The sequence below is a fragment of the Polynucleobacter necessarius genome (genome assembly GCF_900095195.1).
Classification (GTDB): domain Bacteria; phylum Pseudomonadota; class Gammaproteobacteria; order Burkholderiales; family Burkholderiaceae; genus Polynucleobacter; species Polynucleobacter necessarius_G.
Genome location: NZ_LT606950.1, coordinates 1 through 20,899, shown reverse-complemented (window position 1 = coordinate 20,899; position 20,899 = coordinate 1). Strand labels below are relative to the sequence as shown.

At 46.7% G+C, this 20,899-nt stretch carries 36 protein-coding genes and 1 pseudogene; 4 read left to right on the top strand and 33 right to left on the bottom strand.

Annotation, left to right across the window (positions count from 1 at the left end; translation table 11 throughout):
* Positions 1-11 precede the first annotated feature (11 nt).
* Together lptM and lysA are read left to right on the top strand one after the other, a co-directional pair.
* A complete protein-coding gene (lptM, locus tag BQ1619_RS08555) occupies positions 12-200 on the top strand; it encodes an LPS translocon maturation chaperone LptM (protein ID WP_162784554.1) in 189 nt (62 codons plus the stop codon).
* Complete coding sequence (gene lysA / locus BQ1619_RS00180) at positions 197-1,495, top strand: diaminopimelate decarboxylase (protein ID WP_114661507.1); 1,299 nt, start codon at positions 197-199, stop codon at positions 1,493-1,495. The genes lptM and lysA overlap by 4 nt, the downstream gene beginning before the upstream one ends.
* A gap of 90 nt (positions 1,496-1,585) precedes the next feature.
* Here the strand turns inward: lysA and BQ1619_RS00175 are convergent, their stop codons facing one another.
* A complete protein-coding gene (locus tag BQ1619_RS00175) occupies positions 1,586-2,308 on the bottom strand; it encodes a c-type cytochrome (protein WP_114661505.1) in 723 nt (240 codons plus the stop codon).
* A gap of 114 nt (positions 2,309-2,422) precedes the next feature.
* Between BQ1619_RS00175 and yihA the strand changes: the two genes are divergently transcribed.
* Together yihA and hemB are read left to right on the top strand one after the other, a co-directional pair.
* Positions 2,423-3,088 carry a ribosome biogenesis GTP-binding protein YihA/YsxC gene (yihA, locus tag BQ1619_RS00170; protein WP_114661503.1) on the top strand — a complete coding sequence of 222 codons (666 nt, stop codon included), beginning with the start codon at positions 2,423-2,425 and terminating at the stop codon, positions 3,086-3,088.
* Complete coding sequence (gene hemB / locus BQ1619_RS00165; protein WP_174222107.1) at positions 3,066-4,091, top strand: porphobilinogen synthase; 1,026 nt, start codon at positions 3,066-3,068, stop codon at positions 4,089-4,091. Before yihA ends, hemB begins: the two co-directional genes overlap by 23 nt.
* 13 nt (positions 4,092-4,104) lie before the next feature.
* Here hemB and dsbD read toward each other — a convergent pair whose 3' ends face one another.
* The 32 genes and pseudogenes from dsbD to BQ1619_RS00005 form a co-directional block, all read right to left on the bottom strand.
* Positions 4,105-5,796, bottom strand: a complete 1,692-nt coding sequence (dsbD, locus tag BQ1619_RS00160; protein WP_114661501.1) for a protein-disulfide reductase DsbD — start codon at positions 5,794-5,796, stop codon at positions 4,105-4,107.
* A pseudogene (cutA, locus tag BQ1619_RS00155) lies at positions 5,793-6,140 on the bottom strand (divalent-cation tolerance protein CutA). Before cutA ends, dsbD begins: the two are co-directional and overlap by 4 nt.
* Positions 6,141-6,214: 74 nt before the next feature.
* Complete coding sequence (rplQ, locus tag BQ1619_RS00150) at positions 6,215-6,610, bottom strand: 50S ribosomal protein L17 (protein ID WP_114661499.1); 396 nt, start codon at positions 6,608-6,610, stop codon at positions 6,215-6,217.
* Between the two features lie 16 nt (positions 6,611-6,626).
* The gene (locus tag BQ1619_RS00145; RefSeq protein ID WP_114661497.1) at positions 6,627-7,607 is read right to left on the bottom strand and encodes a DNA-directed RNA polymerase subunit alpha; all 981 of its coding nucleotides are present in this window, start codon (positions 7,605-7,607) and stop codon (positions 6,627-6,629) included.
* Positions 7,608-7,631: 24 nt separating this feature from the next.
* Positions 7,632-8,255: a 30S ribosomal protein S4 gene (rpsD, locus tag BQ1619_RS00140; protein WP_114661495.1), complete on the bottom strand. Its 624-nt coding sequence runs from the start codon at positions 8,253-8,255 to the stop codon at positions 7,632-7,634.
* 118 nt (positions 8,256-8,373) lie between these two features.
* A complete protein-coding gene (rpsK, locus tag BQ1619_RS00135; RefSeq protein WP_114661493.1) occupies positions 8,374-8,781 on the bottom strand; it encodes a 30S ribosomal protein S11 in 408 nt (135 codons plus the stop codon).
* A gap of 18 nt (positions 8,782-8,799) precedes the next feature.
* On the bottom strand, positions 8,800-9,165 hold the full coding sequence (gene rpsM / locus BQ1619_RS00130; RefSeq protein ID WP_114661492.1) for a 30S ribosomal protein S13: 366 nt from the start codon (positions 9,163-9,165) through the stop codon (positions 8,800-8,802).
* 24 nt (positions 9,166-9,189) lie between these two features.
* Positions 9,190-9,306 carry a 50S ribosomal protein L36 gene (rpmJ, locus tag BQ1619_RS00125; protein ID WP_012357167.1) on the bottom strand — a complete coding sequence of 39 codons (117 nt, stop codon included), beginning with the start codon at positions 9,304-9,306 and terminating at the stop codon, positions 9,190-9,192.
* A gap of 33 nt (positions 9,307-9,339) precedes the next feature.
* On the bottom strand, positions 9,340-9,558 hold the full coding sequence (gene infA, locus BQ1619_RS00120) for a translation initiation factor IF-1 (protein WP_114661491.1): 219 nt from the start codon (positions 9,556-9,558) through the stop codon (positions 9,340-9,342).
* 4 nt (positions 9,559-9,562) lie between these two features.
* A complete protein-coding gene (gene secY / locus BQ1619_RS00115) occupies positions 9,563-10,900 on the bottom strand; it encodes a preprotein translocase subunit SecY (protein WP_114661490.1) in 1,338 nt (445 codons plus the stop codon).
* Positions 10,901-10,918: 18 nt separating this feature from the next.
* Entirely contained in the window at positions 10,919-11,359 is a 441-nt protein-coding gene (rplO, locus tag BQ1619_RS00110) for a 50S ribosomal protein L15 (RefSeq protein ID WP_114661489.1), read from the bottom strand.
* 27 nt (positions 11,360-11,386) lie between these two features.
* Positions 11,387-11,575 (bottom strand): 50S ribosomal protein L30, encoded by a 189-nt coding sequence (rpmD, locus tag BQ1619_RS00105; RefSeq protein ID WP_114661488.1) that lies wholly within the window; start codon positions 11,573-11,575, stop codon positions 11,387-11,389.
* 22 nt (positions 11,576-11,597) lie between these two features.
* The gene (rpsE, locus tag BQ1619_RS00100) at positions 11,598-12,116 is read right to left on the bottom strand and encodes a 30S ribosomal protein S5 (RefSeq protein ID WP_114661487.1); all 519 of its coding nucleotides are present in this window, start codon (positions 12,114-12,116) and stop codon (positions 11,598-11,600) included.
* Between the two features lie 17 nt (positions 12,117-12,133).
* Positions 12,134-12,487, bottom strand: a complete 354-nt coding sequence (rplR, locus tag BQ1619_RS00095; protein ID WP_114661486.1) for a 50S ribosomal protein L18 — start codon at positions 12,485-12,487, stop codon at positions 12,134-12,136.
* A 13-nt stretch (positions 12,488-12,500) separates the two neighbouring features.
* The gene (rplF, locus tag BQ1619_RS00090; protein ID WP_114661484.1) at positions 12,501-13,034 is read right to left on the bottom strand and encodes a 50S ribosomal protein L6; all 534 of its coding nucleotides are present in this window, start codon (positions 13,032-13,034) and stop codon (positions 12,501-12,503) included.
* A gap of 10 nt (positions 13,035-13,044) precedes the next feature.
* Positions 13,045-13,440 (bottom strand): 30S ribosomal protein S8, encoded by a 396-nt coding sequence (rpsH, locus tag BQ1619_RS00085; protein WP_114661483.1) that lies wholly within the window; start codon positions 13,438-13,440, stop codon positions 13,045-13,047.
* 24 nt (positions 13,441-13,464) lie between these two features.
* On the bottom strand, positions 13,465-13,770 hold the full coding sequence (gene rpsN, locus BQ1619_RS00080; RefSeq protein WP_114661482.1) for a 30S ribosomal protein S14: 306 nt from the start codon (positions 13,768-13,770) through the stop codon (positions 13,465-13,467).
* Positions 13,771-13,779: 9 nt separating this feature from the next.
* Positions 13,780-14,322, bottom strand: coding sequence for a 50S ribosomal protein L5 (rplE, locus tag BQ1619_RS00075; RefSeq protein WP_114661481.1), 543 nt, complete (start codon positions 14,320-14,322; stop codon positions 13,780-13,782).
* Between the two features lie 16 nt (positions 14,323-14,338).
* The gene (gene rplX, locus BQ1619_RS00070) at positions 14,339-14,647 is read right to left on the bottom strand and encodes a 50S ribosomal protein L24 (RefSeq protein WP_114661480.1); all 309 of its coding nucleotides are present in this window, start codon (positions 14,645-14,647) and stop codon (positions 14,339-14,341) included.
* 9 nt (positions 14,648-14,656) lie between these two features.
* Positions 14,657-15,025, bottom strand: a complete 369-nt coding sequence (gene rplN / locus BQ1619_RS00065; protein ID WP_114661479.1) for a 50S ribosomal protein L14 — start codon at positions 15,023-15,025, stop codon at positions 14,657-14,659.
* 183 nt (positions 15,026-15,208) lie between these two features.
* A complete protein-coding gene (gene rpsQ, locus BQ1619_RS00060) occupies positions 15,209-15,478 on the bottom strand; it encodes a 30S ribosomal protein S17 (RefSeq protein ID WP_114661478.1) in 270 nt (89 codons plus the stop codon).
* 12 nt (positions 15,479-15,490) lie between these two features.
* Entirely contained in the window at positions 15,491-15,685 is a 195-nt protein-coding gene (rpmC, locus tag BQ1619_RS00055) for a 50S ribosomal protein L29 (protein ID WP_114661477.1), read from the bottom strand.
* 20 nt (positions 15,686-15,705) lie between these two features.
* Positions 15,706-16,113 (bottom strand): 50S ribosomal protein L16, encoded by a 408-nt coding sequence (gene rplP, locus BQ1619_RS00050; RefSeq protein WP_114661476.1) that lies wholly within the window; start codon positions 16,111-16,113, stop codon positions 15,706-15,708.
* Positions 16,114-16,115: 2 nt separating this feature from the next.
* Positions 16,116-16,943, bottom strand: coding sequence for a 30S ribosomal protein S3 (rpsC, locus tag BQ1619_RS00045; RefSeq protein ID WP_114661474.1), 828 nt, complete (start codon positions 16,941-16,943; stop codon positions 16,116-16,118).
* Positions 16,944-16,951: 8 nt separating this feature from the next.
* Positions 16,952-17,284 carry a 50S ribosomal protein L22 gene (gene rplV, locus BQ1619_RS00040; protein WP_197711924.1) on the bottom strand — a complete coding sequence of 111 codons (333 nt, stop codon included), beginning with the start codon at positions 17,282-17,284 and terminating at the stop codon, positions 16,952-16,954.
* Positions 17,285-17,291: 7 nt separating this feature from the next.
* A complete protein-coding gene (gene rpsS / locus BQ1619_RS00035) occupies positions 17,292-17,570 on the bottom strand; it encodes a 30S ribosomal protein S19 (RefSeq protein WP_114661472.1) in 279 nt (92 codons plus the stop codon).
* 21 nt (positions 17,571-17,591) lie between these two features.
* The gene (rplB, locus tag BQ1619_RS00030) at positions 17,592-18,422 is read right to left on the bottom strand and encodes a 50S ribosomal protein L2 (RefSeq protein ID WP_114661470.1); all 831 of its coding nucleotides are present in this window, start codon (positions 18,420-18,422) and stop codon (positions 17,592-17,594) included.
* Positions 18,423-18,424: 2 nt separating this feature from the next.
* Positions 18,425-18,739: a 50S ribosomal protein L23 gene (rplW, locus tag BQ1619_RS00025; protein ID WP_114661468.1), complete on the bottom strand. Its 315-nt coding sequence runs from the start codon at positions 18,737-18,739 to the stop codon at positions 18,425-18,427.
* Positions 18,736-19,356 carry a 50S ribosomal protein L4 gene (rplD, locus tag BQ1619_RS00020; RefSeq protein ID WP_114661466.1) on the bottom strand — a complete coding sequence of 207 codons (621 nt, stop codon included), beginning with the start codon at positions 19,354-19,356 and terminating at the stop codon, positions 18,736-18,738. Before rplD ends, rplW begins: the two co-directional genes overlap by 4 nt.
* A gap of 11 nt (positions 19,357-19,367) precedes the next feature.
* The gene (gene rplC, locus BQ1619_RS00015; protein WP_114663447.1) at positions 19,368-20,024 is read right to left on the bottom strand and encodes a 50S ribosomal protein L3; all 657 of its coding nucleotides are present in this window, start codon (positions 20,022-20,024) and stop codon (positions 19,368-19,370) included.
* A 198-nt stretch (positions 20,025-20,222) separates the two neighbouring features.
* On the bottom strand, positions 20,223-20,534 hold the full coding sequence (gene rpsJ, locus BQ1619_RS00010) for a 30S ribosomal protein S10 (RefSeq protein ID WP_011901899.1): 312 nt from the start codon (positions 20,532-20,534) through the stop codon (positions 20,223-20,225).
* Between the two features lie 122 nt (positions 20,535-20,656).
* The coding region (locus tag BQ1619_RS00005; protein WP_462803986.1) for an EF-Tu C-terminal domain-related protein at positions 20,657-20,899 on the bottom strand (243 nt) is incomplete at its 5' end.

The following is a 20,899-nucleotide window of genomic DNA, read 5'->3' as shown; positions in this document are numbered from 1 at the left end:
TAGAGATATTCATGATAGCGATTCTTCATCGAGCCCTCGGCATTAGCCTCCTAATATCCCTTGTGGGATGCGGGGTTAGGGGTCCTCTTTATCTACCAAATGTACCGCCTATTCCACCTGCTCCAACCGAGCCTGAGCCAAAAGGCAAACTCTATCCACCACCCGCTACCACCAGCACTTCTCCGTCGGCCCAGCAATGACAAGCAAAGCAATTCCTCTTCCCAAATTATCAGGATTTACCGAGCGTAATGGCAATTGGTATGCCGAAGAAATTCCATTGGCAGATTTAGCAAAAGAATTTGGTACGCCACTCTATGTGTATAGCAAAAAAGCATTAACTGAGGCTTACCGAGCGTATGACAAAGCGTGCATCGATTCCAACGGTAAGCGTCGTGCCCGTATTCATTACGCCATGAAAGCCAATAGTAATTTGGCAGTGATTGATTGTTTTAAGCAACTGGGTGCAGGCTTTGATTTAGTCAGTGGTGGTGAGCTAGCAAGGGCATTGGCTGTCGGTGCTGACCCGAAAAGCCTAGTCTTTGCTGGTGTTGGCAAATCTGCCGCTGAAATTGCAACGGCTTTAAAAGTCGGCGTTAAATGCATCAATGTTGAGTCCATTGCTGAGCTTCATAAAATTATTCGCGTTGCTAGCGAGCTCAATCTTCGCGCCCCCATTTCATTACGAGTTAATCCTGATGTCGATGCAAAAACGCATCCGCACATTTCTACAGGCTTAAAGGGAAATAAATTTGGGATTGCTTATCACGAGGTTCTAAAAACGTATCGAGAGGCTTCCCAACTTTCTCAAATTGATGTGGTTGGTATCGATTGTCATATTGGCTCACAAATCACAACGACTGCACCGTACTTAGATGCTCTCGATAAAGTACTGGATTTGGTTGAACATCTCAAACGGGAAGGCATCATCATTCACCATCTTAATCTTGGGGGTGGCCTTGGAATTTCTTACAGCGATGAAACCCCGCCCGGTATCACTGAATTCACGAACACTCTGTTAAATCATGTCGCAGAGCGTGGTTTCGCCCATTTAGATGTGGTGCTAGAACCAGGCAGATCTCTGGTCGGTAACGCTAGCGTGCTTCTAACAACCGTGGAATATCTCAAGCCCGGCGTTGAAAAAAACTTTTGCATAGTGGACGCGGCTATGACAGAGCTCATGCGCCCCGCTCTATATGAAGCGCATCACGGCATTGTTCCGGTTCAGGCTAAACATGCCAAATCGGTTACTTACGATGTTGTTGGCCCCGTTTGCGAATCCGGCGATTGGCTTGGTAGAGACCGTCAGCTTGCCGTTGACGAAGGCGATCTTCTCGCTATTCTCTCTGTTGGAGCCTACGGATTTGTCATGGCATCCAATTACAACACTCGCCCAAAGCCTGCGGAGATTATGGTTGATGGACAAAATGCTTTCGTCATTTGCGCTCGAGAGAAAACGAATGATCTGTTTGCTAGCGAAAGTGTTTTACCAAAGTAAGAAAACTTTCTTAGCATTTTCACTGCGAGCAATGGACAACAAAAACCCCGCTACATGAGCGGGGTTTTGGTTTATTACTTTAAAAATTATTTAATGCAAACCAGCGATGTAATCTGCAACAGCTTTCATTTCTAAATCAGAAAGCTTGGAAACGATCGTTGTCATTTGGCTACTATTCTTACGAACGCCATCGCGGAATGCTAATAACTGCGCATTGGTATATTCAGCCCACTGGCCACCCAAAAGCGGGTACTGCGCTGGGATACCGGCGCCGGTTGGGCTGTGGCAAGCGGCGCAAGCAGGAACGCCTTTTGCAGCAATACCGCCACGGTAAATGCTCTGTCCTAATTCAATAGTGTCCCTATTAACCGCTACACCTTGTGATATCGGTTGCTTAGCCAAGAATGCAGAAATGTTTTGCATATCTTGCTCTGTCAATGTTGCGGCCATGCCCATCATGACTGGGTTAGCACGAGTGCCATCCTTAAAGTTTTTCAATTGCTTCGTTGTGTAAGCAGCATGCTGAGCCGACAACTTAGGCCATGTGCCCGTTGCGCTTTGGCCTTTTGGGCCGTGGCAAGTTAAACAGGCGATTACGCCGCGCTTTGCATCGCCATTAGAGTAAAGGGCCTCACCACCAGCAGCTGGATCAACTTTTGGCTTGCCTGAAACGGCTTCTTTAGCCTCTGCTGTCATTGGTGCAGCATCTGCCGCCAAGACTACCCCAGATACGCCAATCAAGGCGAAAATGGATAGGGCTGCAAAACCAGCACGCAAGCTAGTGAATTTGGAGATTTTGGAGGTTTGACGCATTATGTTTACCTTGGCAAAAATTCCTAAAAGTGTTTGGGCCCTACATTTGCAACCTTTTACCCAACCCCATGAGATATTTCATGATTTTGCGTGATTTTACAATAGCTTCTCGACATGTCTAAACTCTTTCAAGCCCGATTCGCTACTACAGTCAATGACACCCATTGCCTGCCTGCAGCACCCCTACGGGAGGTGGCATTTGCCGGGCGCTCCAATGCTGGCAAATCCAGCGCGATTAACGTGCTTTGTAACCAAAAAAGGCTGGCTTTTGCCAGCAAGACCCCTGGCCGTACCCAACACATCAACTATTTCGGTCTTTTTTCAAAAGACGGCCTTTTGGCCTGTTTGGTGGACTTACCTGGCTATGGCTATGCTGCCGTTAACCATGAGACCAAATATCACTGGAATAGCCTTCTCGGTGATTACTTACAAGAACGCAAACAACTCGTCGGCATGGTTTTGATTGTGGACGCTCGGCGCGGGATTACGGACCTCGATGAGCAAATGATCCAATGGTTTGTCCCCACCGGCAAACCTATTCATGTCTTACTAAGCAAGTGTGACAAACTCAATAAAAGCGAGTGCAAACACGCCCTGGAAGCGGTGCGTGAACAATTGCAACAATATGATCCCGCACCCACAAATGGTAATGGTGAATCGAAGCAGCTTACGGCACAATTATTTTCAAGCACCAAGCGAATTGGCTTGGAAGAAGCAGATAATTTAATTATTCAATGGCTTTTTGAAGCAGAAACACATGAAGGTGAAATCACACGCTAATACTTTGCTCAGCTTTCCTGCACACCGCCCTCGTCGCATGCGTCGCGAGGATTGGTCACGTCGACTCATTCAAGAGAGCCGGATTTCTGTCAGTGACTTGATCTACCCCGTCTTTTTGCTCGATGGTCAGGGCAAGTCGGAAGCGGTAGCATCTATGCCTGGCGTCAGCCGCCTCTCATTAGATTTGCTCATGCCAATTGCGCAAGAATGCGTTGATCTTGGCATTCCAGTCCTGGCACTATTTCCGGTAATTGATAGCGCCCTAAAAACGCCAGATGGCCAAGAAGCATTTAATCCTACTGGTCTTATTCCGAATGCGGTTCGTCAACTTAAAAATCGCTTTCCAAATTTAGGCATCATGACTGATGTAGCGCTTGATCCATACACTAGCCATGGACAAGATGGCGTGCTTGACGAGCAAGGTCGTATTCTGAATGATGAGACCACTGCCATTTTGGTTAGGCAAGCACTTGCTCAAGCAGAGGCTGGTGTTGACATCGTTGCACCCTCAGACATGATGGATGGGCGCATTGGAAAAATTCGGGACGCGCTTGAGCACAAAAATCTGATTCACACTCGCATCATGGCCTATTCAGCAAAATATGCTTCTGCTTTTTATGGTCCATTTCGGGATGCCGTAGGTTCAGCCAAGCATCTCGGCAAAGCTGATAAAAAAACGTATCAAATGGATTGCGCCAATGGCGACGAGGCCTTGCGGGAGGTTGCCCTGGATATTAGCGAGGGTGCTGATATGGTAATGGTCAAGCCAGGAATGCCCTACCTCGATATCGTTCGACGCGTCAAAGAGGAGTTTCATTACCCCACCTTTGCATATCAAGTGAGCGGCGAATATGCCATGCTGAAAGCTGCTGCGCAAAATGGTTGGCTCGATCACGACGCTGTCATGATGGATTCTTTGCTTGCATTTAGGCGGGCGGGCGCTGATGGTGTGCTGACCTACTTTGCACTCGAGGCTGCGCGCCTAATGCATGCAGCCAAGTAATCCTTGAAAGGATTTAATTTTTTAGCATATTTCGCAGTCGCTCTACAAAACGCTGGGGCGGCATGTAGCCGATTACGCGCTGCTCTTTTAATTCTTCCGAGCGTTGATTAAAAATCAAAATCCCTGGTGGTCCATATAAATCAAAGTGTCTAAGCAATGCCTGGTTTTCTGGGCTATTTCGAGTCACATCAGCCTTCAATAGAACAAGCTGTTTCAGCTCATTGCTCACCGCAGAGTTTGCAAAAGTGTTGACCTCCATTTCTTTGCAGGAGATGCACCAGTCGGCATAGAAATCGAGTAATACCAATTTTTGCTCTTTCTTTGCTTTTTGAAGTTGCACATCCAATTCTGTGGGTGAGTGAATAACAACAAACGTTAACTCGCCAACCTGATGAATGCTTTGGCCATCAATCATTTTTAGGGTGGTTGCGGAATCATTTTTTTGAACCAATGGTGAGGCAATCCAAATAGCCGTTGCAACCAATAAGACCCCCAAGGTTCGCTGTAACCAAACCATCCAAATACCAGTCGATGGGATCAAAATGCGCGCTTCTATTGCGATGAGGAGTAGTGGCAGGCCCATTCCCAAGGCCATCACAAAGAGTAGTCCCGCGCCCAAAGCTAGGGAACCCGCTTGGGTGATAAACGCCAAAACGCCCGCTAAAGGAGCGGTAATACAAGGGCTGGCTACTAGGGTAGAGATGCCGCCTAAGGCAAAGGCACCAAAGACGCTACCCCCTTTTTGTCGCCCTGCCAGTCGATCAATATGCTGATGCCAGGCTTGGGGTAAGCGCAGGTCGTAAAGACCAAATAGGCTGCCCGACAAGGCTAGAAGTAGCACTGCAAATACGACCAAAGCAACCGGGCTTTGCAGCACTCTTTGAACGCTACCGCCAAGAGCCGCCATGAGGACGCCAGCAATAGCGTAAACCAAAGCCATACCCAAAACATAAGCAACTGCTAGAGCGCTTGCGCGTCCTTTGGAAATCGGCTTGCCATCCTCCGTTCCGAAAATTCCGAAAATCGCGCTTGAAAGAATCGGCAACATCGGCAAGACACATGGCGTAAACGCTAAGGCCAGCCCTAAAACAAAGAAGGCAAGAAATAAATACGCTGTAGTAGTGTTTTGTAAAAAACGGTTAATGGCGCCCACATCATCGCGCTCTCGCCATAAATCGGCCAAATCAAAAGAGGGCTCTGAGCCTTGACTTGATAACTGCCCTGATACGCCCTCTAAAATATCTGGAGTGGGTGCCGCTTTTACCCCCGGCGCAGCTAGTAGAAATCTTAACGTCATGGGCGGATAACAGATCCCAGCCTCCGCACAACCCTGCAGCGTAGTTTCGATATAAATGGGTTTTCCGGCTATCGGCTTAACATCTAGCAACACCATGAATGGCTGCTTATAGACCTGCATTTTTTTCTGAAAAGTGTCATCGAACTTTTCGACCCCAAATTGCAGCGCAGGCCTTATTTTATATAGCTTATCGGGTCCAGAACCTGCCTGAAATTGAAGTGATTCTTGATAAATGTAGTAGCCTTTAGCAGGCATAAACTCTAGCTCAACTTGATTGGAGTTTTCCAACCAAGTTGCCCCAGCCCTGAATGCTTTTTCTGGAGGCAAAAAATCCGTTGCAGCAACAAACTGAGCAGAGAAAAGTACCACTAGCGCAATAAGCCATTTCCAAACTGATTGGACTTTCATATTTTGCTTACCTCAGCTTGTATCCACTCACCATACTGCTGCGAATATTGCTCAAGTGAGAAAGCCAAAATCTCTGGAAGATCGTAAGGATGATGCTGTTGAATAAAGCTCAATATTTCTGCCTACTTGCTCGCTGACGTTTTTGCGGATAGCAGAACTTCCTGCTCCTCGAAAAGCTTTCCATCCCAGCGATAAATGGATTGCACACCCTCCGTTAACTGCACGCAAACGGCCAAATTTTTCTCAACCAGAGCGCGCGCCAAGCCCTTAGCAACTTCCATGCCGGGAAGGCTCGTAACAACCACCAAAAGCTTACTAGAGTTAAGTAGGGTGGTCTGGGACATTCCGTATTTATAAACTGATTAATGAAAAAAGCCAGACCGAAACCTGGCTTTTTAATTTACCGCAAAACTAAGGCTTAAGCCTCTTCAGCTACAGCTGCCGTTTCTTCGACTTCTGGGCGATCAACCAGCTCAACCAATGCCATTGGGGCGTTATCGCCGTGACGGAAGCCAAACTTCAAAATACGAAGGTAGCCACCTGGACGGGTTGCGTAGCGTGGGCCAAGTTCTGTGAAGAGCTTAGTCACGATATTGCGATCGCGGGTGCGATTAAACGCTAAGCGACGGTTTGCCAAATTGTCTTTCTTACCCAAGGTAATCAAAGGCTCAACAACCATACGCAATTCTTTTGCTTTTGGCACAGTGGTTTTAATCACTTCATGCTCCAAAAGAGAATTGGACATATTGCGTAACATCGCCAAGCGATGTGAAGAGGTTCTATTTAGTTTGCGTAAGCCGTTTCCGTGACGCATGATGCTTCCTTTCTAATTATTTCTCGAGATTTGCTGGAGGCCAGCTTTCGAGTTTCATGCCGAGACTTAAGCCACGAGCAGCCAATACGTCTTTGATTTCATTCAAGGACTTACGGCCCAAATTGGGCGTCTTCAACAATTCATTCTCTGTACGTTGGATCAAATCACCGATGTAGTAAATGTTCTCAGCCTTCAAGCAGTTTGCAGAGCGAATTGTGAGCTCAAGATCATTCACCGGACGCATCAACATTGGATCAACCATTGAAGAGCGGCTTGGTGCAAGATCGCCAGAAACTTCGCTGCTCTCAAGAGCTGCGAATACCACCAATTGGTCAACCAAGATGCTTGCAGCTTGACGAATTGCTTCTTCAGGAGACAACACACCATTGGTTTCAATCGTCATAACGAGACGGTCGAGGTCGGTACGCTGCTCAACACGAGCAGACTCAACAGCATAGCTAACACGGCTAACCGGGCTAAACGATGCATCTAATACGATACGGCCGATGATCTTAGAGGTTTCGTCGTTGTATTGGCGTACGTTACCAGGAACATAGCCACGACCTTTTTCGACCTTAATCTGCATATCCAACTTACCACCAGCAGACAAGTGAGCAATCACATGGTCAGGATTGACGATTTCAACATCGTGTGGCAAATCAATATCTTTTGCAGTAACGACGCCTGGGCCCTCTTTACACAAATTGATGGTAACTTCATCACGAGACTGCAATTTAAATACGATGCCTTTGAGGTTCAACAAGAGATTAACAACATCCTCTTGAACGCCATTCAAAGTGGAATATTCATGTACTACACCTGCAATCGCTACTTCAGTTGGGGCATAGCCAACCATTGAAGACAAGAGTACGCGACGTAATGCATTTCCGAGGGTGTGACCATAGCCACGCTCGAACGGCTCCATAACAACCTTAGCTTGGTTGGCAGTAAGCGCTTCAACAGAAATAATCTTTGGCTTGAGCAAATTTGTTTGCATATTTTTTCCTTGAGAGTGCCTAAATTAGCGTGAATACAATTCGACGATCAAACTTTCATTAATTTCACCGCTGATATCTTCGCGGTCTGGCACTTGCTTGAATGTTCCTTCCAGCTTAGTTGCGTCAACTGATACCCAGGTAGCTGCAGACATTTGCTGAACCAAATTAAGTGATTCGGTAATACGCGCTTGCTTCTTCGCTTTTTCACGAATAGCAACAACGTCGCCCGGCTTAACTTGAATAGACGGGATGTTTACCGCGTTGCCGTTAAGCATAATTGCGCCGTGAGAAACTAATTGACGTGCTTCTGCGCGGGTAGAACCAAAGCCCATGCGATAGACCACGTTATCGAGACGTGACTCTAACAACTGGAGCAATGTTTCACCAGTATTGCCTTTACGACGCTCTGCTTCAGCGAAGTAGCGACGGAATTGACGCTCTAATACGCCATAGATACGCTTAACCTTTTGCTTTTCACGCAACTGATTACCGTAATCCGATATTCTTGAGCCAGATGTACGACCATGTTGACCAGGCTTAGTATCTAACTTGCTCTTGTCTGACAGAGCGCGACGTGCGCTCTTTAAAAATAAGTCGGTACCTTCCCGACGTGCTAATTTGGCCTTAGGACCTAAGTAACGTGCCACGATGTTTTCCTTTCTTTGCCGCAGTCTTTCGACCGGCGGTGAGTTCGCCCTTTAAATCAGACGAACAGTGGGCTTTAATAAAAAACGACTAAAAACTTTTCCTACCAACTTCCTAAACTTAGATACGACGACGCTTAGGAGGACGGCAACCGTTGTGAGGAACTGGAGTTACGTCTTGAATCTCAGTGATCTTGATGCCCAATGAGTTCAATGCGCGAACCGCTGATTCACGACCAGGACCTGGGCCATTGATCTGAACTTCCAAGTTCTTGATACCGCATTCAATAGCTACTTTGCCAGCAACTTCTGCAGCTACCTGAGCAGCAAAAGGTGTTGATTTACGTGAGCCTTTGAAGCCTTGACCGCCAGAAGTTGCCCATGAAAGCGCATTTCCTTGACGATCAGTGATCGTAATGATGGTGTTATTAAAAGAAGCGTGAACGTGTGCAATGCCGTCAGCAACGTTCTTTTTAACTTTCTTACGAGCGCGCTGTGAAGCAGCTGCAGCGGATTTTTGTTGTGCCATGTCAATAAACTTTCTTGATTATTTCTTCAGTGCGGTACCGGACTTACGTGGACCCTTACGAGTACGCGCATTGGTCTTAGTACGTTGACCACGTACTGGCAAGCCCTTACAATGACGAACGCCACGGTAGCAACCCAAGTCCATCAAACGCTTGATGCTCATAGTTACTTCACGACGAAGATCACCCTCGGTGATGAACTTACCTACTTCATCACGTAACTTTTTTAAGTCAGCGTCAGTAAGATCTTTAACTTTTTTGTCAATTACAATACCTGTGGTTTTGCAAATTTGACGTGCACGATTTGTGCCAATGCCAAAAATTGCTGTTAAACCGATAACAGTATGTTGATGATTTGGGATGTTTACCCCAGCGATACGTGCCATGAGATTTCCTCTTAATTAACCAGATCAGCCTTGACGCTGCTTATGACGTGCGTCTGAAGAACAGATCACGCGCACAACGCGTTTGCGCTTAATGATCTTGCAATTTCTGCAAATACACTTAACGGATGCTAAAACTTTCATAACTCACCCCTTAAAAATAGGTACTACTAATCTTTACTTCGCACGGAAAATAATTCTGGCGCGCGTCAGGTCGTAAGGAGTCATCTCCACCGTCACCTTATCTCCCGGCAAAATACGGATGTAGCGCATCCGTATTTTGCCGGAAATGTGCCCAAGAACTACATGTCCGTTTTCTAGCTTCACGCGAAACATCGCGTTCGGCAAATTCTCTACAACTTCTCCCGCCATCTGAATTACATCATCTTTAGACATTCAGTTAAGCGCCCATCTTAAAGTTGGCTTTTTTCATCAGAGAGCCGTACTGCTGCTGCATGACAAATGACTGAACTTGAGCCATGAAATCCATTGCAACAACCACAATAATCAACAATGAAGTACCACCGAAATAGAACGGCACGTTGTACTTCAACACCAAGAATTCTGGCAACAAGCAAACCAGAACCATATAAATTGCACCGGCCAAGACCAGGCGTACCAAAATCTTGTCGATGTAGCGCGCCGTTTGATCGCCGGGACGAATACCGGGAACAAACGCGCCGCTCTTCTTCAAATTCTCAGCAGTTTCACGGCTGTTAAATACCAAAGCGGTATAGAAGAAACAGAAGAAAATAATCGCGACTGCATACAAAATGGTGTAAACCGGTTGGCCAGGAGCCAGTGTTGCAGCCAGATCTTTAATGATTCTGGCAAACATGTTGATTGGCTCACCCGAGGTAAACCAGCCAGCTATCGTTGCCGGAAACAAAATAATCGAGGAAGCAAAAATGGGAGGAATAACGCCCGCCATATTCAACTTCAATGGGAAGTATGAAGATTGCCCGCCATAAATCTTGTTGCCAACTTGACGCTTGGCGTAGTTCACCAAAATACGGCGCTGACCACGCTCTACAAAGACCACAAAATAGGTCACTGCCACAACGATCACCACGATCAATAGAGCAGAAATAATATTCATCGAACCGGTACGAACCAGCTCTAAAAGACTAGCCAATGCATTAGGCAAGCCAGACACAATGCCGCCAAAAATAATGATGGAGATACCGTTGCCCAAGCCACGCTCAGTAATCTGCTCACCAAGCCACATCAAGAACATCGTACCTGTAACCAACGTTACAACAGTATTCAATTCGAACATCAAGCCTGGGTTAATTACCAAGCCAGGTTGAACCTGCAATGCAACAGAAATTCCGAGCGCTTGGAAGGTCGCCAAGAACACAGTACCGTAACGGGTATATTGAGTAATCTTGCGTTGACCTGCTTGACCTTCTTTTTTCAAAGATTCCAAAGAAGGAACAACGATCATCATCAACTGCATGATGATCGATGCAGAAATATACGGCATGATTCCCAAAGCAAAAACCGTAAAGCGCGATAAAGCACTGCCAGAGAACAAATTGAACATTCCCAGGATGCCGTCTTTTTGACCAGCAAACAATTGCACTAATTGGTCTGGATCAATGCCAGGAACTGGAATGTGGGCACCCAAACGATAGACGAGCAACGCCAACACCAGGAAAACCAAGCGGCGACGAAGATCGCCAAACTTGCCTCCTGCTGTTGCAGTGCTTGCGCTATTGGTAGGTGCTAATGCCATATGACCCGACAAGACCTATTAAGCCAACTCAACAAGCTTGCCGCCAGCCGCTTCAATTGCTGCTATTGCGCCAGCAGTTGCAGTGATGCCCTTAATGGTTACTGCAATCTTGAGCTCACCAGTCTTGATAACCTTGACTGCGTTGATTTGCTCACCAGCAAAGCCGTGTGCCTTCAAAACCAATAAGTCCACTTCTGGCAAATTGATTTTTGCTAAATCGTTCAATGTAATTTGACCAACGTGACGACGTGTCAAAGATACGAAGCCGCGTTTTGGCAAACGACGACACATAGGCATCTGACCGCCTTCAAATCCAACCTTATGGAAACCACCGGAGCGGGATTTTTGACCTTTGTGACCACGGCCAGCAGTTTTACCAAGACCAGAGCCAATGCCGCGACCTACGCGACGACGTGCTTTCTTAGAGCCTTCTGCGGGTTTGAGTGTATTGAGTTGCATATTCTTCGCCTATTTACTAGCTAGTTATTAACCAATGACTTTCACTAGATAAGAAACTTTATTAATCATGCCGCGAACAGCTGGAGTGTCTTCCAATTCAGAAACTGAATTGATGCGACCCAAGCCTAAGCCACGCACCGTTGCACGGTGACTTTCGCGTGTACCGATCAAACTGCGCACTAATTGCAATTTGACTTTGGGGTTTGATTTTGTCATTTGTAGATTCCTAATATGGGTCTTAGCCGAGAATCTCTTCTACTGACTTACCGCGTTTAGCAGCAATCTCAGCAGGAGTACTCATCTTGCTTAAGCCATCAATCGTTGCGCGAACCATGTTGTATGGGTTTGTTGAGCCAAGTGACTTTGCTACAACGTTTGTTACACCCATCACATCAAAAATAGCGCGCATTGGGCCACCAGCAATAACGCCAGTACCGTCTTTCGCTGGAGAGATCAAAACGTGTGATGCGCCATGTTGACCAAGCACGGAGTGTTGCAACGTACCTTTACGCAAAGGCACCTTGATCATCTTGCGACGAGCTTCGTCCATTGCCTTTTGCACAGCAACTGGAACTTCTTTTGCTTTGCCCTTTCCCATACCAATGCGGCCATCACCATCGCCAACTACAGTGAGTGCAGCGAAGCCGAGAATACGACCACCCTTAACTACTTTAGTTACACGATTAACAGCAATCATCTTCTCGCGAAGACCATCATCACGCTCTTCGTTTTGCATCTTAGCTTGCATTTTTGCCATGTTTTTTCCTAAACCTATTAGAACTTCAAGCCGGCTTCACGCGCAGCTTCAGCTAAGACCTTAATACGGCCGTGGTAACGGTGACCGGAGCGATCAAAAGCAACGTCCACAACGCCAGCCTTAACAGCACGCTCAGCAACTAACTTGCCGATTTGTTTAGCTGCATCTGCATTGCCGCCATTTTTGATTGCTTGGCGCATATCTTTTTCCATTGTTGAAGCAGCAGCTACAACTTTGGTTCCGCATGGGCTATATACCTGTGCAGAAATATGGGAATTGCTACGGATAACAGTTAAGCGATTTGCACCTGCTTCAGCGATGCGAATACGAGTCTGCCGAGCACGTCTTTGTCTAGATTCGTCTTTATTCATTTTCTAATCTCGCTTACTTCTTCTTAGTTTCTTTCAGATGCACAACCTCATCCACGTAGCGAACACCCCTGCCTTTGTATAGCTCTGGTGAACGGTATGCGCGAACTTCAGCTGCGACCTGGCCAACTTGTTGCTTGTTGGAACCTTTGATGATGATTTCGGTTTGCGATGGAGTCTCTGCTTTTACACCTTTTGGAAGGTTGTAAATAATGTCGTGTGAGAAACCCAACTGCAATTTCAATGTTTCGCCTTGAGCTTGAGCACGGTAACCAACGCCAACTAAGCTGAGCTTGCGCTCAAAGCCAGTAGTTACGCCAACAACCATGTTATTAACCAAAGCACGTGCTGTGCCGGAATAGGCACCAGCCTCTGGAGTGTTGTCATTTAATACAACTGTCAACACGCCATCTTCTTGTTTCAAACCAACAGAAGGGTGCAAGTTGTATGTCAATGTACCCAATGGGCCTTTAACAGTAATGTTTGCGCCGTTGATGCTGATTTCAGCTCCCTTCGGAACTGGAATTGGTGATTTACCTACGCGGGACATATTTCGCTCCTTAAGCTACGTAGCAAATAACTTCGCCACCCACGCCTGTTGCACGTGCCTTGCGGTCTGTCATTACGCCTTTAGGGGTTGAAATGATGGCGATGCCCAAACCATTCATGACTTCTGGAATGTCATGACGGCCTTTATAGATGCGTAAGCTTGGTGTAGATACACGGTCAATACGCTCAATAACAGGGCGGCCTGCATAGTACTTGAGATCAATGTGGAGCACTGGTTTAGCTGACTCACCTTTGATTTCGAAACTTTCAATATAGCCCTCGTCTTGCAATACTTTTGCAATGGCTACTTTCACTTTTGACGACGGCATTGTGACCAAAGGCTTCTGCACTGCTTGCGCATTGCGGATCCGGGTCAACATGTCGGCGATTGGATCGCTGATACCCATGAGTTCTCCTAATTCTTTCGCCGCTTACCAGCTGGCCTTGGTTAAACCGGGGATTTCGCCACGGAAGGCGATTTCACGAATCTTACCGCGGGCCAAACCGAATTTACGGAATGTGCCACGTGGGCGACCGGTTAATGAACAACGATTTCTTTGACGAATCGGGCTTGCATTACGTGGAAGAGCCTGCAGCTTCAAACGAGCCTCATAGCGCTCTTCATCGCTGCGTGAATTATCAGCAATGATCGCTTTGAGTTCAGCACGCTTGGCAGCGTACTTCTCTACAGTTTTTGCGCGCTTATTTTCGCGCTCAATTAGGGATAGTTTTGCCACGTTAGCCTCTTAATTGCGGAAAGGGAATTTGAATGCCGCCAACAAAGCTTTTGCTTCTTCATCGGTTTTAGCAGTCGTCGCAATGCTGATATTGAGACCACGGAGGACATCAATTTTGTCGTATTCAATCTCAGGAAAAATGATCTGTTCTTTAACGCCAATGTTGTAGTTACCACGGCCATCAAATGCTTTACCAGAAATACCGCGGAAGTCGCGTACGCGTGGCAATGCAACAGTCACGAAACGGTCCAAGAATTCGTACATGCGCTGACCACGCAGTGTCACCATGGCGCCGATTGGGTACCCTTGACGAATTTTGAAACCTGCAATCGCTTTTTTAGCCTTGGTTACAACGGGCTTTTGACCGGCAACTTTGGTTAAATCACCAACGGCATTTTCGATTACTTTTTTATCGTTCACAGCTTCGCCTAGACCCATATTCAGGGTCACTTTGGTAATGCGTGGAACTTCCATCACAGACTTGTAACCGAATTTGTTGATCAAATCAGCTACAACTTTTTGTTGGTAGTGCTCTTGAAAACGTGTGCTCATAATTTCTCTCCGCCCCTTATGCGCTCAATGTCGCGCCAGTGGTTTTAAGGAAACGTTGCTTTTTACCGTCCACGAGTTTGATACCAACGCGTGATGGTTTGCCGTTCCCGTCAACCACAGCCACATTTGAAATGTGAACAGGCATAGTCTTATCAATCAAACCGCCAGTAACACCAGCAGCAGGATTAGGTTTAACGCTCTTTTTGTATACATTGACACCCTCGATGAGCAACTTGTCATCGAGAACAGCCGTTACAGTTCCTTGCTTGCCTTTATCGCGGCCAGTCAACAGAACGACGGAATCACCTTTACGAATCTTTTTCATATCAGCCTCTTAAATAACTTCGGGGGCGAGTGAAACGATCTTCATGAACTTCTCAGTACGCAGTTCGCGTGTGACAGGTCCAAAGATACGTGTGCCGATTGGCTCTAACTTAGCGTTGAGCAATACCGCAGCGTTTGCATCGAACCTAATCAATGAACCGTCTGGACGGCGAACACCCTTCGCTGTTCTCACTACAACAGCGTTATAAATATCACCTTTTTTTACACGGCCACGTGGAGCAGCGGACTTAACGCTGACTTTGATCACATCTCCGATGCTGGCGTAACGACGCTTAGAGCCGCCTAATACCTTGATGCACAAAACTTCACCGGCGCCTGTGTTATCGGCAACCTGCAATCTACTTTCAGTTTGTATCATTTCTAATCCCCAACTTGTTAGCCAAAGGCAAACAGTCTTGGTTCCGTCTATGGGCCTTAACGAATGCTAAAACCCGGAATTAAAGAAAAACACTGCTCCTCAATAAAACTAGAGAAACCATCCATTCTACTACGCAAAACAGAGATTTGGGAAGGATCTTCGCCAAAATCCCTTAAAAATGCTTTAAATACCCTTAGAAGCCTCAACCAAGCGGGTCACAACCCAAGATTTAGTACGTGAAATTGGCTTAGATTCAGCAATTTCCACGGTATCGCCTATCTTGTAAGTGCCTGCTTCGTCATGTGCATGGTACTTTTTGGACTGGCCAACATACTTACCAATCACTGGATGCTTTACTTGACGCTCAACCAACACGGTCACAGTTTTTTGCATTTTGTCGCTAACAACACGGCCCACCAGGGTGCGGTGCAAGGGTTTAGATAACTCGGTCATATCCCTTTTTCCTTATTTCTGCGCGGTCTTTTTGGCAATAAACGTTTTCACACGAGCAATATCGCGCTTCGTTTTACCCAATTGGCTAGTATTTGTAAGTTGCTGAGTGCCCTTTTGCATACGGAGCTTGAAATTTGCCTTCAAGAGCTCTGTCAGTTCTGCATTCAAGGCAGTCAGATCCTTCACTGCTAATTCTTTATTTTTCATAATTTCTATTCCGATCAACCTCAGTGGCGAATTACGAAAGTGGTTTGCAATGGCAACTTCGCTGCAGCGAGCTTGAACGCTTCACGCGCCAATTGTTCGTCTACACCATCCATCTCATAGAGCACTTTGCCTGGTTGGATTTCTGCTACGTAGTACTCTGGATTACCTTTACCGTTACCCATACGCACTTCAGCAGGTTTTTGTGAAATTGGCTTATCTGGGAAAATACGAATCCAGATACGACCACCACGTTTAATGTGGCGGGTCATTGCGCGACGTGCTGACTCGATTTGACGAGCAGTCAAACGTCCACGGCCAACGGCCTTCAATCCAAAGTCACCAAAGGCTACAGAACTACCGCGAGCTGCCACGCCAGTGTTACGACCTTTTTGTTCCTTACGATACTTGCGACGCTTTGGTTGTAGCATGCTCACTCTCCTGACTTCTGCGTATCGGCGGCAGGTGCTTCAACCTTGCGCACACGCCTTACTGCTGGTTTAGCAGCAACTAATGGCTTGTCAGCACCAGCAGCTGGTTTACGAGCAGCTGTTTTACTTGGAGCACGACGAGTTTTCTTTTCTTCGGCAGCGGGTTCAGCAGATGGAGCAGCCGCTTGAGCTTCTGCGCCACGAGCCAATGTATCGCCCTTATAGACCCAAACTTTGACACCGATGATGCCGTAAGTGGTTTCTGCTTCAGAAGTTGCGTAGCCAATGTCGGCCTTCAATGTATGAAGTGGAACGCGACCTTCGCGATACCATTCGCGACGTGCAATCTCAGCACCATTCAAACGGCCAGATGACATGATCTTGATGCCTTGTGCGCCAAGACGCATAGCACTTTGCATTGCGCGCTTCATCGCACGACGGAACATGATGCGCTTCTCTAACTGTTGAGTAATAGAGTCAGCGATCAATTGTGCGTCAACTTCTGGCTTACGAATTTCTTCGATGTTCACGTGAACTGGAACACCCATGCGTTTTTGCAATTCGCGACGGAGCACTTCGATGTCCTCGCCTTTTTTACCAATCACAACGCCTGGACGTGAGCTATAGATAGTGATGCGTGCGTTCTTTGCGGGACGCTCAATCACAACCTTGCTAACTGATGCATTCTTTAACTTCTTCTTCAAATAGCTGCGAACATCTACGTCCTCTTTCAGCATCTTTGCGAAGTCGGTATTGTTTGCATACCAACGTGATGTCCAATTCTTCGTTACCGCGAGTCGGAATCCGGTAGGGTTAATCTTTTGGCCCATATTTTTCCTTAGTTACTCAAGGTCACACTAATGTGACAAGTTTGTTTTTCAATTTGATTGCCACGACCCTTAGCACGCGCAGTAAAGCGCTTCAAGGATGTTGCCTTATCAACGATCACGGCTGATACCTTGAGCTCATCAATGTCAGCACCTTTATTGTGTTCAGCATTTGCAATCGCTGACTCAACGACTTTTTTTACAATGAAAGCAGCTTTTTTGGGGCTGAAGTTCAAAATGTTTAATGCGCGAGCAATCGGCAAACCACGGATTTGGTCAGCAACCAAACGTGTCTTTTGCGCTGAAATGCGGGCACCCTTGTGAATAGCTTTACCTTCCATCATCATCCCCTTACTTTCTCGTTACTTTCTTGTCAGCAGCGTGACCCTTGAAAGTACGTGTCAAGGCAAATTCGCCTAACTTATGACCCACCATGTTTTCTGATACATAAACCGGAACGTGTTGGCGACCGTTATGTACAGCAATCGTCAGACCAATGAAGTCTGGGAGGATTGTTGAACGGCGCGACCAAGTTTTGATCGGCTTTTTGTCCTTGTTGGCTTGTGCAACTTCAACTTTTTTTACTAAGCTGGCGTCGCAGAATGGGCCTTTTTTAGCTGAACGTGTCATATATCTATTTATCCTTATCGCTTAACGTTTTTGACGACGTTGAACGATCATCGAAGTTGTACGCTTATTGCGACGTGTGCGATAACCTTTGGTTGGAGTGCCCCATGGAGATACAGGTACACGGCCTTCGCCAGTTCTACCTTCACCACCACCGTGTGGGTGATCTACTGGGTTCATTGCCACACCGCGAACGGTTGGGCGAATACCACGCCAGCGATTTGCACCTGCTTTACCGATTTGACGCAAGCTGTGCTCTTCGTTACCAACTTCACCAATAGTGGCACGGCACTCAATCAACATACGGCGAACTTCACCAGAGCGCAAACGTACTTGCGCGTAAACACCCTCACGTGCCAGCAATACTGCTGAACCGCCAGCAGAACGTGCTACTTGAGCGCCTTTGCCTGGGAGGATTTCTACACAGTGAATCGTGCTACCAACTGGAATATTACGAACTGGCAAGTTGTTACCAGACTTGATTGGCGCTTCAGAGCCATTCATGATTGCCTGACCAACAGTCATGCCTTTAGCAGCAGGAATATAACGACGCTCACCATCAGCAAACACGATCAATGCAATATTGGCACTTCGGTTTGGATCGTATTCCAAGCGCTCAACTTTTGCTGGAATACCATCTTTGTCGTTGCGCTTAAAGTCAACAACACGGTAGTGATGCTTATGACCACCGCCCTTATGACGAGTAGTGACATGGCCGTTGTTATTACGACCTGCTTTTTGAAACTGTGGCTCTAACAATGGTGCAAAAGGCTTGCCTTTATGGAGGTCAGGATTGACCACCTTGACCATTGAGCGACGACCTGGTGAGGTCGGTTTTGTTTTCATCAAAGGCATGATTAATTCGCCTCCGCTTCAAAGTTGATTTCTTGACCTGGCTTCAAATTCACGTAGGCCTTCTTAGTGTGGTCACGACGACCTTCAAAACGGCCATAGCGCTTAGGCTTACCTTTTTGATTCACGATTTGAACTGAGTCAACTTGCACTTTGAAGAGCAATTCAACTGCTTGTTTCACGTCGGTCTTGTTAGCGTCGCGAGCAACTTGGGAAACTACTTGTTCGTTTTTCTCTGCAACCATAGTGGCTTTCTCAGAGATAACAGGACCAAGCAGAACCTTCATCAGGTTGTGATCGTTTTTACGGACTTGGCTCATTTCAGCAACTCCTCAATTTTTGCGATCGCAGCTTTGCTTACCAATACTTTTTTGTATTGAACCAAAGCCAATGGATCAGCGTGCTGTGGCTCAACCACGGCAACTTTATGCAAGTTACGTGATGCCAAGTACAAATTCTCACTAACTTGATCAACGATGATCAAGACTGAATCCAAGCCCATTACTTTTACTTTTTCGGCTAAAACTCTGGTTTTTGGAGCATCGAGATTGAATTGATCAACCACATTCAAACGACCTTCGCGAGCCAACTGAGACAAAATCGATCTCATACCAGCGCGGTACATTTTCTTGTTAACTTTTTGGCTGAAACTCTCTTCTGGAGAATTCGGGAATATACGACCACCTCCGCGCCACAGCGGAGAAGAGCTCATACCAGCACGGGCACGACCAGTACCTTTTTGACGCCAAGGCTTCTTGGTGGTGTGCTTCACTTGCTCACGGTCTTTTTGTGCACGGTTACCGCTACGTGCATTTGCTTGGTAAGCCACTACAACCTGGTGTACCAATGCCTCGTTATATTCACGCTCGAATACTTCTGGCGAAGCCTGTACGCCCGCACCTAAAGTACCGTTGTCTTGGAGAAGCTTAAGTTCCATATTCGCTCTCCTTATTTTTTCTTCAACGGTGTTTTTACCGCTGGAGCAACAATAACTTTACCGCCTGGGGCACCTGGAATAGCGCCTTTAACCATGATGAGATTGCGTTCTGCATCAATGCGTGCGATGACTAAATTTTGTACGGTACGTGTAACGTCACCAAGGTGGCCAGTCATGCGCTTACCTGGGAAAACACGACCTGGATCTTGCGCCATACCAATAGAGCCTGGTACGTTGTGTGATCTAGAGTTACCGTGTGATGCGCGACCAGAAGCGAAGTGATAACGCTTGATGGTACCTGCGTAACCTTTACCGATTGTTACGCCTTGTACATCCACTTTTTGACCAGCAGTAAACGCAGCGTCAGCAGGAATTACTTGTCCTAATGTCATTTCTGCAATTTTTGCTGCATCTAATTGAAATTCGTTGAGTGCATTACCAGCCAAAACACCCGCTTTAGCAAAGTGACCAGCCATTGATTTACTAACGCGAGTAGCTCTCCGTGTGCCATGTGCCAGCTGGATAGCGTCATAGCCATCAGTTGCCTGTGTCTTGATTTGAGCGATTCTGTTGTCGCTCACGTCAATTACGGTGACAGGAATCGCTTCCCCTTCGTCCGTAAATAGACGGGTCATGCCGACCTTGCGGCCGATCAAGCCTAAGCTCATATTCATGCTCCACGCCGACTTCGATTGGTCGGCAAAATTAATTTAAGTGATTTACAAGTAAAAGTACTTCTAAATCAATAACTTACAACGTTTTTAATGCTAATAAAACCTCAAAAACTGCCAAATTTCATTCAGCAGAGTCTTGGATTCTATCCCGAAAACCCAGTCTTGGCAAGCGCCAGGACTGGAAAAAACAAATTACTGCAACTTAATTTCGACGTCCACACCTGCTGGGAGGTCCAATTTCATCAAGGCATCAACCGTTTTCTCTGTAGGATCAACGATATCCATCAAACGCAGATGGGTTCGGATCTCCAACTGATCACGAGAAGTCTTGTTTACGTGTGGTGAACGCAGAATGTCAAAACGCTCAATACGAGTTGGTAAAGGTACTGGACCCTTAACAACCGCACCAGTGCGCTTAGCTGTATCTACGATTTCAGCTGCTGACTGGTCGATCAAACGGTAATCAAACGCTTTAAGACGAATACGAATTTTTTGGTTTTGCATATTAATTCCAAAGAGCGGTGTGGTGCTGCCACGTTATACTTCTAAAGGGCACGGTGACATCAGCAGCACTGATGTCACCGGTTAGCAAACCGCTAAATATTGTTACTAGTAATACCTACTTCTTAAGCCAAAATCTTGGCAACCACGCCAGCGCCAACAGTACGGCCACCTTCACGGATCGCAAAACGCAAGCCTTCTTCCATCGCGATTGGCGCGATGAGTTTGACGGTAATCGTGACGTTATCGCCAGGCATCACCATCTCTTTGTCTTTTGGCAACTCAATCGAGCCCGTTACGTCCGTGGTACGGAAGTAGAACTGTGGACGATAGTTGTTAAAGAATGGAGTGTGACGACCACCTTCATC

Bases quoted from the DNA above. Each gene is read 5' to 3' on its own strand.
- rplD (WP_114661466.1), bottom strand. From the start codon at position 19,356: ATGGAACTTAAGCTTCTCCAAGACAACGGTACTTTAGGTGCGGGCGTA.
- rplP (WP_114661476.1), bottom strand. From the start codon at position 16,113: ATGCTACAACCAAAGCGTCGCAAGTATCGTAAGGAACAAAAAGGTCGT.
- secY (WP_114661490.1), bottom strand. From the start codon at position 10,900: ATGGCATTAGCACCTACCAATAGCGCAAGCACTGCAACAGCAGGAGGC.
- rplQ (WP_114661499.1), bottom strand. From the start codon at position 6,610: ATGCGTCACGGAAACGGCTTACGCAAACTAAATAGAACCTCTTCACAT.
- rpsH (WP_114661483.1), bottom strand. From the start codon at position 13,440: ATGGGTATCAGCGATCCAATCGCCGACATGTTGACCCGGATCCGCAAT.
- rplC (WP_114663447.1), bottom strand. From the start codon at position 20,024: ATGAGCTTAGGCTTGATCGGCCGCAAGGTCGGCATGACCCGTCTATTT.
- yihA (WP_114661503.1), top strand. From the start codon at position 2,423: ATGTCTAAACTCTTTCAAGCCCGATTCGCTACTACAGTCAATGACACC.
- lysA (WP_114661507.1), top strand. From the start codon at position 197: ATGACAAGCAAAGCAATTCCTCTTCCCAAATTATCAGGATTTACCGAG.
- rpsE (WP_114661487.1), bottom strand. From the start codon at position 12,116: ATGGCAAAAATGCAAGCTAAGATGCAAAACGAAGAGCGTGATGATGGT.
- rplW (WP_114661468.1), bottom strand. From the start codon at position 18,739: ATGAGCCAAGTCCGTAAAAACGATCACAACCTGATGAAGGTTCTGCTT.
- rpsS (WP_114661472.1), bottom strand. From the start codon at position 17,570: ATGACACGTTCAGCTAAAAAAGGCCCATTCTGCGACGCCAGCTTAGTA.
- rplR (WP_114661486.1), bottom strand. From the start codon at position 12,487: ATGAATAAAGACGAATCTAGACAAAGACGTGCTCGGCAGACTCGTATT.
- hemB (WP_174222107.1), top strand. From the start codon at position 3,066: ATGAAGGTGAAATCACACGCTAATACTTTGCTCAGCTTTCCTGCACAC.
- rpmJ (WP_012357167.1), bottom strand. From the start codon at position 9,306: ATGAAAGTTTTAGCATCCGTTAAGTGTATTTGCAGAAATTGCAAGATC.
- rpsQ (WP_114661478.1), bottom strand. From the start codon at position 15,478: ATGACCGAGTTATCTAAACCCTTGCACCGCACCCTGGTGGGCCGTGTT.
- rplV (WP_197711924.1), bottom strand. From the start codon at position 17,284: ATGATGGAAGGTAAAGCTATTCACAAGGGTGCCCGCATTTCAGCGCAA.
- rpsC (WP_114661474.1), bottom strand. From the start codon at position 16,943: ATGGGCCAAAAGATTAACCCTACCGGATTCCGACTCGCGGTAACGAAG.
- rpsK (WP_114661493.1), bottom strand. From the start codon at position 8,781: ATGGCACAACAAAAATCCGCTGCAGCTGCTTCACAGCGCGCTCGTAAG.
- lptM (WP_162784554.1), top strand. From the start codon at position 12: ATGATAGCGATTCTTCATCGAGCCCTCGGCATTAGCCTCCTAATATCC.
- rplN (WP_114661479.1), bottom strand. From the start codon at position 15,025: ATGATACAAACTGAAAGTAGATTGCAGGTTGCCGATAACACAGGCGCC.
- rplB (WP_114661470.1), bottom strand. From the start codon at position 18,422: ATGCCTTTGATGAAAACAAAACCGACCTCACCAGGTCGTCGCTCAATG.
- dsbD (WP_114661501.1), bottom strand. From the start codon at position 5,796: ATGAAAGTCCAATCAGTTTGGAAATGGCTTATTGCGCTAGTGGTACTT.
- rpsM (WP_114661492.1), bottom strand. From the start codon at position 9,165: ATGGCACGTATCGCTGGGGTAAACATCCCAAATCATCAACATACTGTT.
- rplO (WP_114661489.1), bottom strand. From the start codon at position 11,359: ATGCAACTCAATACACTCAAACCCGCAGAAGGCTCTAAGAAAGCACGT.
- rplE (WP_114661481.1), bottom strand. From the start codon at position 14,322: ATGAGCACACGTTTTCAAGAGCACTACCAACAAAAAGTTGTAGCTGAT.
- rplF (WP_114661484.1), bottom strand. From the start codon at position 13,034: ATGTCCCGCGTAGGTAAATCACCAATTCCAGTTCCGAAGGGAGCTGAA.
- rpsJ (WP_011901899.1), bottom strand. From the start codon at position 20,534: ATGCAAAACCAAAAAATTCGTATTCGTCTTAAAGCGTTTGATTACCGT.
- infA (WP_114661491.1), bottom strand. From the start codon at position 9,558: ATGTCTAAAGATGATGTAATTCAGATGGCGGGAGAAGTTGTAGAGAAT.
- rpmC (WP_114661477.1), bottom strand. From the start codon at position 15,685: ATGAAAAATAAAGAATTAGCAGTGAAGGATCTGACTGCCTTGAATGCA.
- BQ1619_RS00175 (WP_114661505.1), bottom strand. From the start codon at position 2,308: ATGCGTCAAACCTCCAAAATCTCCAAATTCACTAGCTTGCGTGCTGGT.
- BQ1619_RS00145 (WP_114661497.1), bottom strand. From the start codon at position 7,607: ATGCAAACAAATTTGCTCAAGCCAAAGATTATTTCTGTTGAAGCGCTT.
- rpmD (WP_114661488.1), bottom strand. From the start codon at position 11,575: ATGACAAAATCAAACCCCAAAGTCAAATTGCAATTAGTGCGCAGTTTG.
- rplX (WP_114661480.1), bottom strand. From the start codon at position 14,647: ATGAAAAAGATTCGTAAAGGTGATTCCGTCGTTCTGTTGACTGGCCGC.